The following is a 14601-nucleotide window of genomic DNA, read 5'->3' as shown; positions in this document are numbered from 1 at the left end:
GACGGATAAATATGCGTGATTTTAGCGGAGTGTGCTACTTAATATGAAAATCCGACTCCGACCCTATCAATATGCTCTTTCAAATCCTGATTCTGGATGCGGTCGTAGACCACCAAATCAACGGTATATGGCAGGTAGAGTTCGTCCAATGATTCTTCTATGCGGTGCAGAAGCGACAGTTCGATGTCTCCGAAGAGGCAGATGTCGATATCGGAACCGTCTCTGTAGTTACCTTTTGCCCGTGAACCGAACACCACAGCTTTTTTTATCTGCGGATACTGCGCAAAAACATCATTAATTGCTTTGATGGTTTCTTCTTTCAGTCCGAAACGCATTATTGTCCGTTCTCTTCTTTTTCAAGTTCGGAAAATCGCGTCAGCATCTTTTCAAATGCTTCTGCGTATGAGGATATAATTTCTTTGACGATTTCGTCTGCTGTGGCTTCGTCATAGGTATGTGCTGTGAGGTTGCGGCTTTTAATCATATTCATCCAGACTTCACCATCTTCGATAAGCTCAAGTTTAAACGCCTCTCTGGTAGCATCTTTAGAGCCGAAAATAGATGTTGTCCCTCTGCTGACGAGAAAATCTTTTATCGTTTTCCATGCGAGTTCATGTGTGAATTCAAACGCCTGAATCATCCCTTGTTTTTCAAGTCGGGAGAGTTCTCTCTGCTCGGAGAGGGCGACAGCATCGCTGAGCTGTTCCATAGCTTTTTTAAAGTTTGAAAAACGTTGAATCCATCTGATATCGTTAGTCATAATATGAACTCCTTATCCACTATACAGTAAATAAGGAGTTTTTTAAAGTCAGCTTTTCAGCGCTCAAGCGTAACGACACCATCTGAGAAGTGAATATATTCCGGTATAAAGGTAACGGGTTTATCCGGTGTTTCAGGTATAAGTCCCTGTTCCTCAAGTGCGTTCCTTACTTTGGCTGCGTTTGCGTAAAGCATATCATTTTTTGCTTCCATAGACCTCTTTTATTACATAGCGAGTTTAGTGAGTAAAATATCTTGAGTGCCGTTTCCCGTCGCTCTGATATTTTCCGAAAAGAGAAATGTTGAAGTACCGTTCAATGCATCCTTGTTGGGGTCAGATATTACTGTTAAACTTCCGCTACCGTCTTTCATGTTTATTATTGTTTCGTTCATTCCTGTTTCTTCATTAAATGAATTTGTGATTTCGACATCATCCCTGGACATACTTCTCATATCCATGACGAAGTTCTGACTTCCGGCATTCAATATGTCGTGTCCATCGCCTTTTGCATAACGTACCATGTTTGATGTTTGTATTTCGGAACCGTTTCTTAAAGCTGATACAAGTGTTATATAATCATTTCCTGTGCCGCCTGTGATCATGCCGGAACCGATAATAGTGTCGTCGCCTGCTCCGCCGTCAATTGACGTATTAGATCCGCTCAAAGACAGATAGTCGTTGCCAGCCCCTCCATAAATACTTGTGTTTGCAGCATTTTCAATTATGACCGTATCGTCTCCCTCATCTGCTTTAACCGAAGTCTCCGATACATTTGTGAGATGAACGGTGTCGTCCCCGGAGCCGACTTCAAAAGTGGAGCTATTTGTATTTATGGCATTTATGATATCGTTTCCGTCACCGCTTCTGAGAATTGAATAGCTTGTATCTGAAAGTGTATATGTATCAACATCATTACCGCCTTTAAATACAGTGCTTTTGGTATTTGAAATATTGTATGTGTTGTTTCCGTTACCGCCGTCTATAACACTCCCATATACTTTTGAAAGATTATAAATATCGACATCTTCTCCGCCTTTAAATGATGAGTATTCAAAGTTTGATCCGGTGTAAGTGTTCTCACCGTTTCCACCTTTTACGACAACACTGTCCAGTTTTGATAATGCGAATGTGTCGCTGCCATTTCCACCGATAAAAACTGAAGACTCCATATTGGATGCGGTGTATGTGTTATCGCCTTCTCCTCCATTTACTGATGAACTTCTCAGGTTTTTAAGGGAAAAGGTATCGTTATCATTTCCGCCTAAAAAAACAGAAGATTGTGTATTTGATGAAGAAAAATTATTTTCTCCATCTCCGCCTCTGACAACAGAGCTGTGTCCTGATGAAATGTTAAAAGTGTCGTTTCCGTCTCCGCCTCTTAGGCTGGAACTGTGTATGTCGGATGCATTGAAAACATTATCACCGTCCCCTCCGTTAATGACTGAACTGTGAACGTTGGAGAGATTGAAGGTATCATCACCTTTACCGCTTTTAATCGATGAGTTTTTTATATCTGATACGTTAAACGTATTGTCCCCGTCGCCGCCGTCAACAATTACTGTGTTGTAATCAGCCCTCATCTTCTGGATGGCGGTTATCTCCACCTTATCCACCATCTGGCGGACAGAGCGCATCATATCGGTTTCAAGCCCCACAGACTGCACCAGGTTGGCAGATATCTTTCTGCTGTTTGTCAGTTGGATTTCCGGCTGATTCACATGATTGAATATTTCGGAACCGGATATTTTCATATGAAGCCTCAATATGAAGAAATTATGAAGACATATTGGTCATATCGAACGGATGTTTATTTCCTTTAGATAAATCCATAAACGGATTGCAATCTGAAACTGATTTGACATTTGTCCAAAAATGTGAAGATAATATGGACAAGGTATGCAGGGGGTGCAAGATGAAAAAGTATGTGATACTGCTGATAGTTTGTTTGATGGCTGTTCTCTATGGTTGCGGATCCGGCGGTGGTTCCGGTGATGCTGTTGAGCAGGATGCAAACATGACAGCAATCGATTTCGACAACGATGCCACGCTTAAAGGTACTTATAAGATTGTATATGCCAGCGTGACCTGTACTAACGGTGTTGATGTTAAGTCCACGGACGTTCTTACCACCGAGTTCACATCATATTACGCTTACGACGGTAATTACAGCTATTACGACCTCTATTTTGAGTATGGCGGTCAGGTTGTTCTGGACGAGGGAGAAATGGTTGCTGAAACTGTTGAAACGGATGTTTATGCAACGACCGTAACACAGATTGACCCGTATAATTTCAGGGTAAACTACAGCAATGTTCCCGCCGGATCAGGTGTAACGTGTTCCGAGCGGTTTGACTTCATGAAGATAAGTGATTCTCTGAAATCGCAGTATTTCAGAGTTCTAAACGGTTCTGCCGTTGTTGATATGAGGAGAAAGGCAAAGACGGGCTTTTCCCTTTATAAGCCGACATTTAAGAATCTTATCAAATAACTTAAAAATGTTGTTGACACACGGGGCAGATTCTAATATAAAAATACCTCGCCCGCGGGTATAGCTCAGTTGGTAGAGCGCGACCTTGCCAAGGTTGAGGTCACCGGTTCGAGTCCGGCTACCCGCTCTTTTCGAAAAACCTGTCTTTAAGACAGGTTTTTTTTTGCCTCTTTCTGGCAGTCGAATGCATCGGCTATCGCCTTAATAACGTTCTGGTGGATGGGTCTGTCCCTTTCTTTCATACGCCTATGGTTTAAAACCAGCCTTTTTATCTGTTCGTTAAAATCAGAGTCCTCTTCCGCCTGAATACTGGGGAAGAATGCAATAATAGTACAATCAAGCGCATGTGCGATACGCTCAAGACTGATAATAGTAAGGTTGCTCTTTCCGCATTCAATTTCGGAGATGGTGGTCGTGTGCAGGTCTGCCATTTCTGCAAGTTTTTCCTGTGAATACCCTTTTTGTTTTCTGAGCATTCTGACGGTCTCCCCGATTGAAATTAAAAGAGTTGAGTTTTGTATATTTTGTTTGCTCATGACACTATGTATAAGCGTTATCTGGGATATATCCAATAGGATAAAATGAGTCATATTTGGTTTGACATAGGGTTTAACCTATGATAATAACTTAAATATGCAAATTAATTGTCTATACGTTTATGGTCAACGTATGTCCTTTTTTTGAGGCTAGCATGTGAATAGGTTCACTATAAATTCAATGACCATGTATAAGGGTGTAAGAAAATTAATTTATATCCTTTCATAACGCTTATATCATATTGCAGAGATAAAGTAAATCACGTTTTAGTTTACGCAATGCAGTTTCACTTGGGGGTATGGTGTTTGCTATGTGTAAAAAATATTATGACGGGTATTACGGTTACAGCTTAAAATTCACTGTGTTATATTGTTCTTTTGTGTATGTATTTTCAGGAGTTAGATGTGTTGAAAAATATGAAACTTTCAGGAAAGCTGTTTGTCGGCTTTGGGCTTGTTCTGGCATTGCTAACGGCTATAAGTCTGTTGAGTTTCAGCAGAATGTACTCTGTTTCCAAGCGGGTTGAAAAGAGAGATATGTTTACACATATTGAAAAGCTAATATATGACGCAAGATTGAATCAGGTAAAATTCACAATGTTTGACGATGAACAGTACATTTCCGCCGTCCTTAACAATCTGGACGACGCCGTTAATATTGCCCGCATTGACCTTGCGAAATACGCAACCGGAAATGACGCGGAAAAGTTAACTGAGATTACTGCGCGTATTAACCAATATAAAGATAATTTCAACAGATATGTTGATGAATCGAAAGAAGAAGTCAGGCTGAGAGAAAGGCTGAACGCCTCTGCTGAGAATGTTTTTGCTATTGCCGACAGGATAGGTTCCGACGATATAATAAAGCATCTGCTTCAGATGCGTCTGTTTGCGTTCAGATATATAATGTATCAGAAACAGGATCTGTTCGATTCGCAGCAGAAAAGCTATGAAAAGGCATTTACCGCTGCAACTGCAAACCCCATGTCGCAGGACGCATCAACGGACATCGGTAAACTCACAATATCGCTTAAAAGCTATGATGCTGATTTCCATAATCTCGCTGGAAGCCTTGGAAAGCGCGCTGAATATCAGACGGTCATGATGGAAAGTGCCATGGCGGCCCAGAAGATATGCGGCGATGTTTCCGCACAGGAGCGCACTGCCATGGATTCGTCCATAAAAGTTGCTCTGATGTTTGTGGGGGTGTTCTCTGTTATAGCTATAGTGTGCGGAATAATCATCGGAATTATAATCACGAAGTCGGTTACTGTGCCCATGGCAAAGGCTGTTGGGTTTGCAGACAGGCTTTCAGATGGAGATTTTACCGTCAGGATGGATATAGACCAGAAGGACGAGATAGGGCAGTTTGCCCGCTCCCTTGAAAATATGAAAGGGAAGCTCCATGAGGTGATAGAGGGAATCGTGAACTCATCGAACACTCTGGCATCCGGCAGCACTGAACTTGCAAGCACAACAGAGGAGCTGTCAAGCACCTTTACAGAGCAGACGGGGCAGGTCAGCGGTGTTGCATCCGCTGTGGAGGAGATAAGCGCAACATCCGCTCATGTGCTTGTTTCCATCAACGACGTCACAAAGAAATCTCAGGCGGCGAAAGAGCTTACCGACGAGGGTAAGGAGTGCATAGTCATGGCGAACAGTGTGATGAGCAACATTCAGCAGAATGTCAGCACACTGAGCAGCACTGTCGAAGGGCTTTCAAAATCATCGCAGGAGATAGGCAGTATACTGCTTGTCATAAACGATATCGCAGACCAGACGAACCTGCTGGCGCTTAACGCAGCAATAGAAGCGGCTAGAGCTGGGGAACACGGCAGAGGTTTCGCCGTTGTTGCCGATGAAGTACGCAAACTGGCGGAGCGTACACAGCAGTCCATTTCGGAAATTGAACGGATTATTTCGTCCTTTGTGGTTGAAACCAACAAGACCAACGAGGACATGCAGCTTGCCGGAACATGGGTGAACGAGGGCGTGGAAAGACTCGCCACAACGGATGAGATCTTCGAAAAGATAGTGCGCGCTGTCGAGGAAATCAGCAGCGCAAGCCTTATGATTACCACTGCGGTGCAGGAACAGACTGCTGCAATTAACAACATAAACGACAATACACAGGTAATCTCATCCGGTCTGGAACAAAGCTCGGCGGCGCTGAGTCAGGTCTCGGCGACTGTTGCCGACCTGCAGAAGCAGGCGGACGACCAGATGAGCGTTACCCGAATGTTCAGGATAAATTGAGACTGTGCCTTATATTAAACACACACAAAAACGGTGCAGTTCTCCGGTGCGGACCCCGCTTGCTTAGGCGGGGTCTTTTTACTTCGCAGCCTTGCGCCGCTCCGTAACGGCTATTCCGCCGATTCCCCAGTTGTCCGTATCAACTTCGTCAATGACTACCACGGTGGTTTCGGGGTTCTTGTTCAGAACGTCCACGAGCATTTGTGTGGCGCGTTTGATAAGCTCGTCCTTCTGCTCCTTCGTAACGCCTTCCTTTGTTATCTTGATATTTACATACGGCATATTGACCTCCTTCTATATATAAAGCATCCTGCCAGAAGTATCAGAATCGCCGCGGCACAGAGTATGGATGCCGCCATCAGGGAATATGAGAAATTACCCGTCTTTTCCGCCGACCAGCCAGCCGCAGCGGGACCTATGACCTGTCCTATGCTGAATGCAACCGTTACAAGCCCTATGGCGTATGCGGTGTGGGAGCCTGCAAGTTTTTTTGCAAATCCCACAGTGAGCGCCACAATGCCGAGAAAGGTTGCGCCGTATATCCCCGCCGCGAGAAACAGCGCTGGCGCAGAGCTGTAAAGTGCGGGCAGGGCGCAGCTCAGACCCAGAAAGACGTATGCCGGAATGAGATTTTTAATAAATCCTGTGCGTCCGGCGTTCAGGGTGAAATATATTATGCCCGGTACGGCGCACAGTCCGGTTATCATCCATGCCCAATAGCCGCTGAATCCGGCGCGTCCGATGATAAGTACCAGAAAAGTGCCGGAAACTATGTATGCCGTGCCCATGAGGAAGTATGCGGCGGACAGGAAATAGATGAACGGGTGCATAGGCTCTTCCTGTGCGGAAGCCGTTTGAGTATTTGCGTGCGGATTTGCCTGTTTAAAAAAACAGAGGGGGGATGTAAGCAGCATCCCGATGAAAAATACTATCCAAAGCCCTTTCCATCCCATGAAATTGCCGAACACCAGCACAGTGAATCCGGAAATAAGTATACCGATGCCGATGCCTGTGAAGATAAGTCCGGCTAAGCGTAAATGCCCTTTCGCTGCAAGGGCTTCTGAAACAATAACGGACATGAGCAGGAACATCCCGGCGCTGGCAAAGCCCGATACCGTGCGCAGAACCGACCATATGTATATGTCCTGAGTGAGTGCGAAAAGACCGAGGGTGGTGGCGTTTATGAAATACATGGCGGCAAACCATACGTTTTTGCTGCGTATCGGTTTAACCATGAAGAAGATTGAGCCGGCGAGATAGCCCAGATAATTGAGCGAGGCGATACCGCCCGCCTGTGCAACGGTGAGTACGCCGCTTTCCGTCATTATCTGTATCATGGGGGTGTATGCGAACCGCGCAATGCCCATCGCCATCGCCATGGACGCTATCCCCGCCGTAATTATGCGAATAAGTTCCATATAGGATTATACGGGAAACGAATCGGAAATAAAGTGTTAAATTTTAAAGTTAAAGGAGTTTTTACGGTTGCTGCATTATTGTTAATTTGGAGTTACTAAGACTTACATTAAGGTATGCAAGATAACAGAAAAAGGGTTTCCAATTAAAAATGTATTACTTTTTACCACCATTACTATTATCAGATGATGTTCCTGATGTTGATGGAACTTTAGGAGTAGATAGCCCTTTATCGATAGAGGTTGCTTGAATTTTAGGCGCTGAAAAACCTTCTGTTAATTGAGTAGTTTTGGTATTAGGCATTTGAGTGCCCTCTTTGAGATTTATTGTATAGTATATCCCTGTACATATGAGACCTGCAACAAAAATCATAAAGCTTAAGATTGATAAAATTTTTGTAGCTATATTATATGTTTTTGCAGTATCAGTTTCTTTGTCCTTAGTTAATATATTTTCGGCATCAATTATTGATTTTTGATGTGCTTCTATGCTTGTGAAAAAAGAGAAAAAAGTTAGCAAAATTGCTAAAACAAACAGTACCCAAGCAGAAATGATTAAGTATTTATGCGAATTGTCAGACAATTGAGATACCGTTCCCAGTGTTACTGCCAAAGCACCTGATGATAAATACAAAATATTTTTATCTATCAACATTTCAGATTCTCTGATATTTGTGTAACACTTGTTGTAGTGTTCTTGATAAAGGCTATTTTTAGTATCAGATGTTTTGTCACACATCTAAAACCTCTCAATTAATAATATAAACACCCGAAACAGCCGTTGAACTGCGGGTTTTTGATGACCTGAATCTCGCTCTCCGCCATCTCTGAAAGCAGGCGGATGAGTCCTCTGTTTTCTGCGACACCGCCCGCTGCATACAGCTTCTTATGGCGGTATTTGCGGATAAGCGGAAACAGTCGGCGGGCTATGCTCTCGTTGACCCCTGCGCCGATATGCTCCATGGGGATGCCCTCGGCTATTTTGCCCACAAGCTCGCTTTCGGAGAACACCGCACAGGTGGAGTTCATTTTAACGGGGTTTTCGGTCATGCCGGAAAGCTCTTCAAGGGTGATGTCCAGTATGCGGCAGGCGTTTTCAAGGAATCTGCCTGTGCTGGCTGCGCATTTATCGTTCATGACGAAATCTTCGATGTAGCCGTCCCGCACATAGATTACCTTGCTGTCCTGCCCGCCAACGTCAACGAGGATGAACTCGTTTTCGCCGGTGGATTGCAATGCCCCCTGATAGTGGGCTTTTATCTCGGATATCACATTTGCGTTCGCAAACGTCAGCATATTCCGTCCGTATCCGGTTGCAGTTATGACGGTATTTTCGTCCGCTCCGTATGCTGAAAGATCTATTTTTACGCCTTTTTCATCCCGTTTTACGCGGTTTTTATAGAAAAACACCGTATCTTCACGGTGAAATTCGACGGTTTCGCCATTTTGCACTGCAATTTTAACGAATCTGCTGCCAAGGTCTATGCCGAGTTTCATTTTTTCCTCGCCTCAAGCATCTCAAGGAACGATTCGATGCGTATTTTCGTGCGCGCGTCTATGCCACCCGGTGCGTCGCCCTCAATGGTGAGGATTGGGCATTTGATGTTCCTTCGGATGGTGATATCCTGCATTTGGCGATAGCAGAATGACTGAACGTAATGGACTATACCGTCCAGTTGCCGCTCTTCCACAGCCTTCTGTATGTCTTCAACCCTGCCGAAAACGTCATATGGGTAGGTGTAGTCTGCATAGCGCTGAACGTAGTCCGGATCGTCTGACGGGATAGCGAACTGCCGTTGGATTTCGTTATAGACCACCCGCGCACCCTTTGACTCTATGAACTGGTATATATCTGAAAATATAGTCGGAACGCCTATGAAGCCTATTCGTAAACCATCTTCCTCAAGAAACCGTCCTTCGGTCATTGAAAGGAAGTCGTCGAGGTCTTTTTCGTATGTTTGAAGGCAGGTATTGAAATCGGTGGAGCTTACCAGCCAGAGGTGGTTTTCAAAGCCTGTCACCTGACCTTCCGTGGTCATTCTGTCCAGTCTGCGCAGTTTTTCGCGCACAGGGTCAGTGACTTTTGTATATTCCACAGCCGCATCCAGTGTGGTTCCCAGAGATTTTGCGAAACGCTCCATCTCTGTCCTGAGCTGGTCGTATCTGTTCTCTTTTTCAAAGGGATAGCTGAACGAGTGCACTTTTATTCCGGCGCTGATAAAGAGCTCCGCCAGAGCGTGTGAGTTGCTGCAATCGCCCTGAGTAACGGCGACAACCTCGTCTATCTCCGCCTGTTTAACGGCGGTGTATATGCCTTTTATCCACGCGCAGAGGTTTCTGGGCAGACCTTCATCCTCCGCCGCCTCCGCCATTTTAACGGGGTCTTCGTCGGTAATGAACACGTTGTTGAGGTCAACGGGTGTTTTCCCCGCCGCCAGAACAATTTCAACCGGAATTGTTGTTGTGAATCCTACTTTCGACATTATTTAAGACTGAAATCTATATATCTGCGTACTTCTTTGTGCAGACCCTGTCTGTTTTTAAAAATCACCATATTCTGTTCAAAGAACCTGTCCATTTCGTTGAAATCCACAAGGTCGATGGTGTCGCCGCTCATTCTGTCCTGAAGGCGGATAACCTTTGTGAAGTCGTTTTCTTTCAGCTTTTTTGTTTTGATTTTCTGTTTTTTGTTATAGATGTACAGTTCGCAGGCATCGCCTTCACAGTCGAGTTTTGCGTCGTACCATGTCATATCTTCGAAAACAGCCATCCAGCGTTCGTTCATTTTATATAAGTCCCTTCGCTTTTTTAATTTCAGTACGGCGCTGTTCGGCGAAGTCCTGTATATCTTTGATGAATCTGTAGTCATAAAGATGCTGAAGGTCTTCCGCAGATTTAACGCCCATCACAAGGTCGAACAGATCGTTGTCAAACATCCTCACCAGCATGGCTATGAAGTTTTCAAGGTCTTCCTCTGTGTAGCTTTCGGGCAGGTGATTTGTGACATAATCACGAAGGAACATCTCATTTTCCAGTATCGCGCGGCGCGCCGCCTGAAAAATAGCTTTTTTCCTGAGTGCTTCCATTCTTTCCATGTGTGTCTCCGTTTAGCAATATATATCAATCATTGTTTTCGTCAATATGAACGGGTGTGACCGTCACCGACCTGAACCTGTGGTATATGACGAAGCCGGGCGGTGTGTTCTTAGGCTTTTTTACGTTTTTTTTCTGTGTGTAGTCAACGGTAACTTTCAGATTTTGCTTCGCTTTGCTCATTCCGGCTACGATTGCGGCGCACTGCCCGATCTCGTCCTGCGTTATGCCGCCGCTTTTGCGGAATATGAGGTGGGAAGAGGGTATCTTCTGAGCGTGGAACCACATGTCTTCGGGGTTTGCGAACTGGAAGACAAGCCTGTGGTTGCTGACGGAGTTTCGCCCTATGTATGCCGTTCCGCCGCCTATCTCAAGGCGTATGAACTGCTTTTCCTTTATCTGTTTTTTCTGTTTCGGCTCGGATTTTTTCATCTCAAGGGCAAGCTCGCGCAGTTCGTCCTCCTTCGCCGATATCTCAATGTAGTAGAGCTGTTCCAGTGCGGAATCTATCATGTTGTCAACTTCTCCCATGCGTGAAGTAAGGAGCGCCACGGAGCGTTCCAGCTTATCCGCGCGGCGGTACAGTCTGTTGACCTCTTTGTTAGGATCGAAAAGCTCCGGTATGTCAAACGGCACTGTCTCTATGCCGTTTTCGGTGTAGCTGGTGAGTTCGACGCGTCCTTTTCCGCCTTTCAGCAGATGCAGGTTGCTTTTCAGCAAATCAGCCTTGGTGCGAACCTTAGGAAAAGTTTCCGCCTCTGCAAACTCTTCTTTCAGCTTGTCTTTCAGCACCATATACTTTTCCGCCTGCTTCTCGAAAAAGCGGGTGAGCCGTATCCTGATGCCGTCGTCTTTTTTCACAGCAGGCTTGTACATCCTGTCTTTCAGGTCGTCTATGGTGATGGTTTCGCCGTCTTCGTACGGTTTAAAAGGGATTACGCGTCCCTGCGAATCCTCATGGAAGATGCCGTCGGTGAGGCTTTCGTTTATAAGCGCGGCGGTCTCCGCAAAGCTGTATCCGTTCGCCGTGTAGGTTTCCGCGTGTTTCACCGTGACAGGGTAGAACCCCAGCAGGTCGGCAAAGTTGCCTGCTGCATACTTTTCAAGGGTGTCCCGCTTATTGAGCCTCGGCGCATGGTACCTGTCGCCCACAAAAAAACTTCTGTCGGGGTCGGCGTTGTTCTTTGCAAAAAGCCAGATGATGTTTCCGTTTTCGTTCACCAGCGCGGCGTTCGACATCTTGCCTATAAGCTCGAATATCAGCTTATGGGTCTCAATCTTGCCGCTTGGTCTGCGCTTGGCTATGGAAAGCCAGAAAAGACGGTCGTAGCGTCTTCCGCCTATCTCGACTATCTTTCCGCCGGAAAGTCTGTCCAGAAACGGGTCTGGTACGCCTTCCTGAGTGTCGGATGTGAACAGCGCGGGAGCGCCGCCAGTGATGCGAACGTGCAGGTTTTTTCTGTCCGGCGCGAACAGCCCGATGGTGACGCTGTTCTCGGTGACGTTGATTTTTGTCACCTGTACGCCTTCGTATCTCTGTTTTATAGTGTTCACCGCTTTGGTGAGTGTCAGTCCGTCCAGAATCCTTCTCCTCTGTAAAACACACATCCTACACTAATTTTTTACATAAAACAAACCATTGACACAAGAATGGCAGGTTATATATTGATACATAGCAATAACCGGCAGTAAAACATAACCCTCCTCCCTCCTAATTACTGGAGGAACACGGGCACGACTAACCACCGTGCCCGTTTGTTTTTTACGGTTGGCGGTGATATGCATCGCATAACTGTGTCACCCCTTCCTCGGAACTGCTCACATACTTACTTGTATGCTCACAGCCCGCTCGGAAGTTTTTCCTTGTTCTGCTTGCATCTGACCGCCAACTGTCTTCGCGAGGAGCGACAGCGACGCGGCGATCTCTCTTAATTATTCAACTCAAACTTGATTTTTTTGATAAAAAACATAATATTCAGAAGCGTAAAAAATTATTATCAGGAGGTTTCCAGATGTCACAGGAGAGAATGCAGTTCAAAACCGAGGTGAATAAACTTCTTGAGCTGATGATTCATTCGCTCTACTCGCACAAAGAGATTTTTCTCAGGGAGCTTATCTCAAACGCGTCCGATGCAATCGACAAACTTCGCTTTCATGCGCTGACAAACGATTCTCTTATAGAGGGCGACGCTGATTACAGGATAAAGCTCATTGCCGACAAGGACAAAAACACACTCACAGTTATTGACAACGGTATCGGTATGACAAAGGATGAAGCTGTCAAAGCGCTCGGAACCATTGCCCATTCCGGTACAAAAGAGTTCATGCAGCTTCTTGAGAAAAAGGAGAACAGCCCTGAGCTTATCGGTCAGTTCGGCGTAGGTTTTTATTCCTCGTTCATGGTGGCGGATAGAGTCACAGTATATTCCAGAAAAGCGGGCGAAGATGCCAGCGTCGGTATAAAATGGGAATCCACAGCCGACGGTTCTTTCACTGTTGAACCATATGAAAAGAACGAACGCGGAACAAAGATAGTTCTGCATCTGAAAGACGACTGCAAAGAATATGCCGACGAATGGGAGATAAAAGAGATCGTCAGGAAATATTCTGATTATATAAGCTATCCGGTTGTGATGGACACAACAAAGAAAGAAGACGACAAAGATGTTGTCACTGAAGAGGCGCTTAACTCCATGAAAGCTGTCTGGCTGAAGGATAAAAGCGAGGTTCAGGCGGATGAGTATAACCAGTTCTACCGCCACGTTTCCCACGACTATCAGGATCCGGCTGCAACAATACATTTCAGGGCGGAGGGTACTTCCGAGTTTGCGGCGCTGCTTTTCATCCCTTCAAAAGCGCCCATGAACATTCTTTATGCAGATTTTAAATCCGGTCCCGCGCTCTATGTGCGCCGTGTGCAGATAATGGAGCACTGCGGTGAGCTTATACCCAACTGGCTGCGTTTTATCGTAGGTGTTGTGGATTCTTCCGACCTGCCGCTGAACGTTTCCCGCGAGATACTGCAAAACAACAGACAGGTTGAAACCATTAAAAACAACATCACCAAAAAGGTTCTGGAAACTTTAGCGAAAATGAAGTCTTCTGAACCGGACAAATATCTGGCATTTTTTAAAGAGTTCGGCAGAGTGCTGAAAGAAGGTGTCCATTTTGATTTCAAACGTAAAGAGGAAATAGCGTCTCTTATGGTTATGGAGTCAACGGATACGGAAAACGGGAAAGTAACATGTCTTGACGATTATCTTGCACGCATGAAAACCGAACAGCAGGAGATATACTATATCACAGGCAAAAGCCGGGCAGAACTGGAAAAATCCCCCTATCTTGAGGCTCTGAAAGAGAAGGAACTCGAAGTGCTGTTCATGACGGACGAGGTGGACGACATAATAATTTCCGGTCTGATGGAATATAAGGGCAAAAAATTCAAATCCATCCTGAAAGGGGACATAGACCTTGGCAAGGAAGAGGAGAAGAAAGAAGCGAAAGAGCACTTTGCAAAACTTACCGAAAAGGTTAAGTCTGTTCTCGGCGACAGCGTCAGCGAGGTAAGGCTCTCCTCAAGACTTAAAGACTCACCCTGTGTGCTTGTTTCAGGCGATTCCGACATCGACCCGAACCTTGAGGCAATGCTCAGACAGATGGGACAGCCTGTACCTAAAAGAAGTAAAATTCTTGAACTGAACCCCGCCCACGCACTTATAGAAAAACTGAACGCGGAGTTTGAAAAAAATGCAGACAGCCGGAAAGTGGCTGATATAAGCGAACTCCTTTATAATCAGGCACTTATACTGGAAGGCAACATGCCGGCGGACACCGCAAGATTCGCTTCATTGTTAACGAAGATAATGGCTGAAACTGTTTAATATGTAACTGAAAGTGGGGCTGATGCCCCACTCAGATTGCTGACAAACGCCGTATTTCGAAAGAAGTACGGCGTTTTTTGTCTCTTTATCTTTTTATTCTCTTTTTCTGATTTATATTGCGGCAAATAGCTGTTTTTTACCCATATCATTCTCTATCCCAAACATTTCTTCG

16 protein-coding genes and 1 tRNA gene are annotated in these 14601 nt (G+C 45.3%); 4 read left to right on the top strand and 13 right to left on the bottom strand.

Features of this window, described 5'->3' with window-relative positions; all coding sequences use genetic code 11:
* Nucleotides 1–38 precede the first annotated feature (38 nt).
* From Q7P67_RS06580 to Q7P67_RS06565, 4 genes are read right to left on the bottom strand one after another with little or no spacing between them, the layout of a single operon-like run.
* On the bottom strand, nt 39–335 hold the full coding sequence (locus tag Q7P67_RS06580; RefSeq protein ID WP_303851156.1) for a nucleotidyltransferase family protein: 297 nt from the start codon (nt 333–335) through the stop codon (nt 39–41).
* The gene (locus Q7P67_RS06575; protein ID WP_303851155.1) at nt 335–760 is read right to left on the bottom strand and encodes a nucleotidyltransferase substrate binding protein; all 426 of its coding nucleotides are present in this window, start codon (nt 758–760) and stop codon (nt 335–337) included. The genes Q7P67_RS06580 and Q7P67_RS06575 overlap by 1 nt, the downstream gene beginning before the upstream one ends.
* Nucleotides 761–816: 56 nt before the next feature.
* Complete coding sequence (locus Q7P67_RS06570) at nt 817–972, bottom strand: hypothetical protein (protein WP_303851154.1); 156 nt, start codon at nt 970–972, stop codon at nt 817–819.
* A 12-nt stretch (nt 973–984) separates the two neighbouring features.
* Entirely contained in the window at nt 985–2511 is a 1527-nt protein-coding gene (locus tag Q7P67_RS06565) for a calcium-binding protein (protein ID WP_303851153.1), read from the bottom strand.
* Between the two features lie 161 nt (nt 2512–2672).
* On the opposite strand from Q7P67_RS06565, the gene Q7P67_RS06560 reads away from it, so the two are divergent.
* Entirely contained in the window at nt 2673–3248 is a 576-nt protein-coding gene (locus Q7P67_RS06560) for a hypothetical protein (RefSeq protein WP_303851152.1), read from the top strand.
* A 54-nt stretch (nt 3249–3302) separates the two neighbouring features.
* A tRNA-Gly gene (locus tag Q7P67_RS06555) sits at nt 3303–3375 on the top strand.
* Between the two features lie 19 nt (nt 3376–3394).
* Here the strand turns inward: Q7P67_RS06555 and Q7P67_RS06550 are convergent.
* Nucleotides 3395–3784, bottom strand: coding sequence for a helix-turn-helix domain-containing protein (locus Q7P67_RS06550; protein ID WP_303851151.1), 390 nt, complete (start codon nt 3782–3784; stop codon nt 3395–3397).
* 405 nt (nt 3785–4189) lie between these two features.
* Between Q7P67_RS06550 and Q7P67_RS06545 the strand changes: the two genes are divergently transcribed.
* Entirely contained in the window at nt 4190–6040 is a 1851-nt protein-coding gene (locus Q7P67_RS06545) for a methyl-accepting chemotaxis protein (protein ID WP_303851150.1), read from the top strand.
* Nucleotides 6041–6118: 78 nt separating this feature from the next.
* Here the strand turns inward: Q7P67_RS06545 and Q7P67_RS06540 are convergent, their stop codons facing one another.
* From Q7P67_RS06540 to Q7P67_RS06505, 8 genes are all read right to left on the bottom strand, one after another.
* The gene (locus Q7P67_RS06540) at nt 6119–6322 is read right to left on the bottom strand and encodes a 4-oxalocrotonate tautomerase family protein (protein WP_303851149.1); all 204 of its coding nucleotides are present in this window, start codon (nt 6320–6322) and stop codon (nt 6119–6121) included.
* Nucleotides 6310–7458: a YbfB/YjiJ family MFS transporter gene (locus Q7P67_RS06535; RefSeq protein WP_303851147.1), complete on the bottom strand. Its 1149-nt coding sequence runs from the start codon at nt 7456–7458 to the stop codon at nt 6310–6312. The genes Q7P67_RS06540 and Q7P67_RS06535 overlap by 13 nt, the downstream gene beginning before the upstream one ends.
* 154 nt (nt 7459–7612) lie before the next feature.
* Nucleotides 7613–8194 (bottom strand): hypothetical protein, encoded by a 582-nt coding sequence (locus tag Q7P67_RS06530; RefSeq protein ID WP_303851146.1) that lies wholly within the window; start codon nt 8192–8194, stop codon nt 7613–7615.
* Between the two features lie 14 nt (nt 8195–8208).
* Nucleotides 8209–8952, bottom strand: coding sequence for an acyl-CoA dehydratase activase (locus Q7P67_RS06525; RefSeq protein ID WP_303851144.1), 744 nt, complete (start codon nt 8950–8952; stop codon nt 8209–8211).
* Nucleotides 8949–9938: a 2-hydroxyacyl-CoA dehydratase gene (locus tag Q7P67_RS06520; RefSeq protein WP_303851142.1), complete on the bottom strand. Its 990-nt coding sequence runs from the start codon at nt 9936–9938 to the stop codon at nt 8949–8951. The genes Q7P67_RS06525 and Q7P67_RS06520 overlap by 4 nt, the downstream gene beginning before the upstream one ends.
* Entirely contained in the window at nt 9938–10240 is a 303-nt protein-coding gene (locus Q7P67_RS06515) for a hypothetical protein (RefSeq protein ID WP_303851140.1), read from the bottom strand. The genes Q7P67_RS06520 and Q7P67_RS06515 overlap by 1 nt, the downstream gene beginning before the upstream one ends.
* A 1-nt stretch (nt 10241) precedes the next feature.
* Nucleotides 10242–10550: a succinate dehydrogenase assembly factor 2 gene (locus Q7P67_RS06510; RefSeq protein ID WP_303851139.1), complete on the bottom strand. Its 309-nt coding sequence runs from the start codon at nt 10548–10550 to the stop codon at nt 10242–10244.
* Between the two features lie 25 nt (nt 10551–10575).
* The gene (locus Q7P67_RS06505) at nt 10576–12156 is read right to left on the bottom strand and encodes an NFACT RNA binding domain-containing protein (protein WP_303851137.1); all 1581 of its coding nucleotides are present in this window, start codon (nt 12154–12156) and stop codon (nt 10576–10578) included.
* A 404-nt stretch (nt 12157–12560) separates the two neighbouring features.
* Between Q7P67_RS06505 and htpG the strand changes: the two genes are divergently transcribed.
* Complete coding sequence (gene htpG, locus Q7P67_RS06500) at nt 12561–14429, top strand: molecular chaperone HtpG (protein WP_303851136.1); 1869 nt, start codon at nt 12561–12563, stop codon at nt 14427–14429.
* Nucleotides 14430–14601 lie beyond the last annotated feature (172 nt).

The organism is Seleniivibrio woodruffii (genome assembly GCF_029267515.1).
In the GTDB taxonomy this organism is placed as follows: domain Bacteria; phylum Chrysiogenota; class Deferribacteres; order Deferribacterales; family Geovibrionaceae; genus Seleniivibrio; species Seleniivibrio woodruffii_A.
The sequence above is the reverse complement of the archived record's forward strand: the minus strand, read 5'-3'. Positions and strand labels throughout refer to the sequence as shown.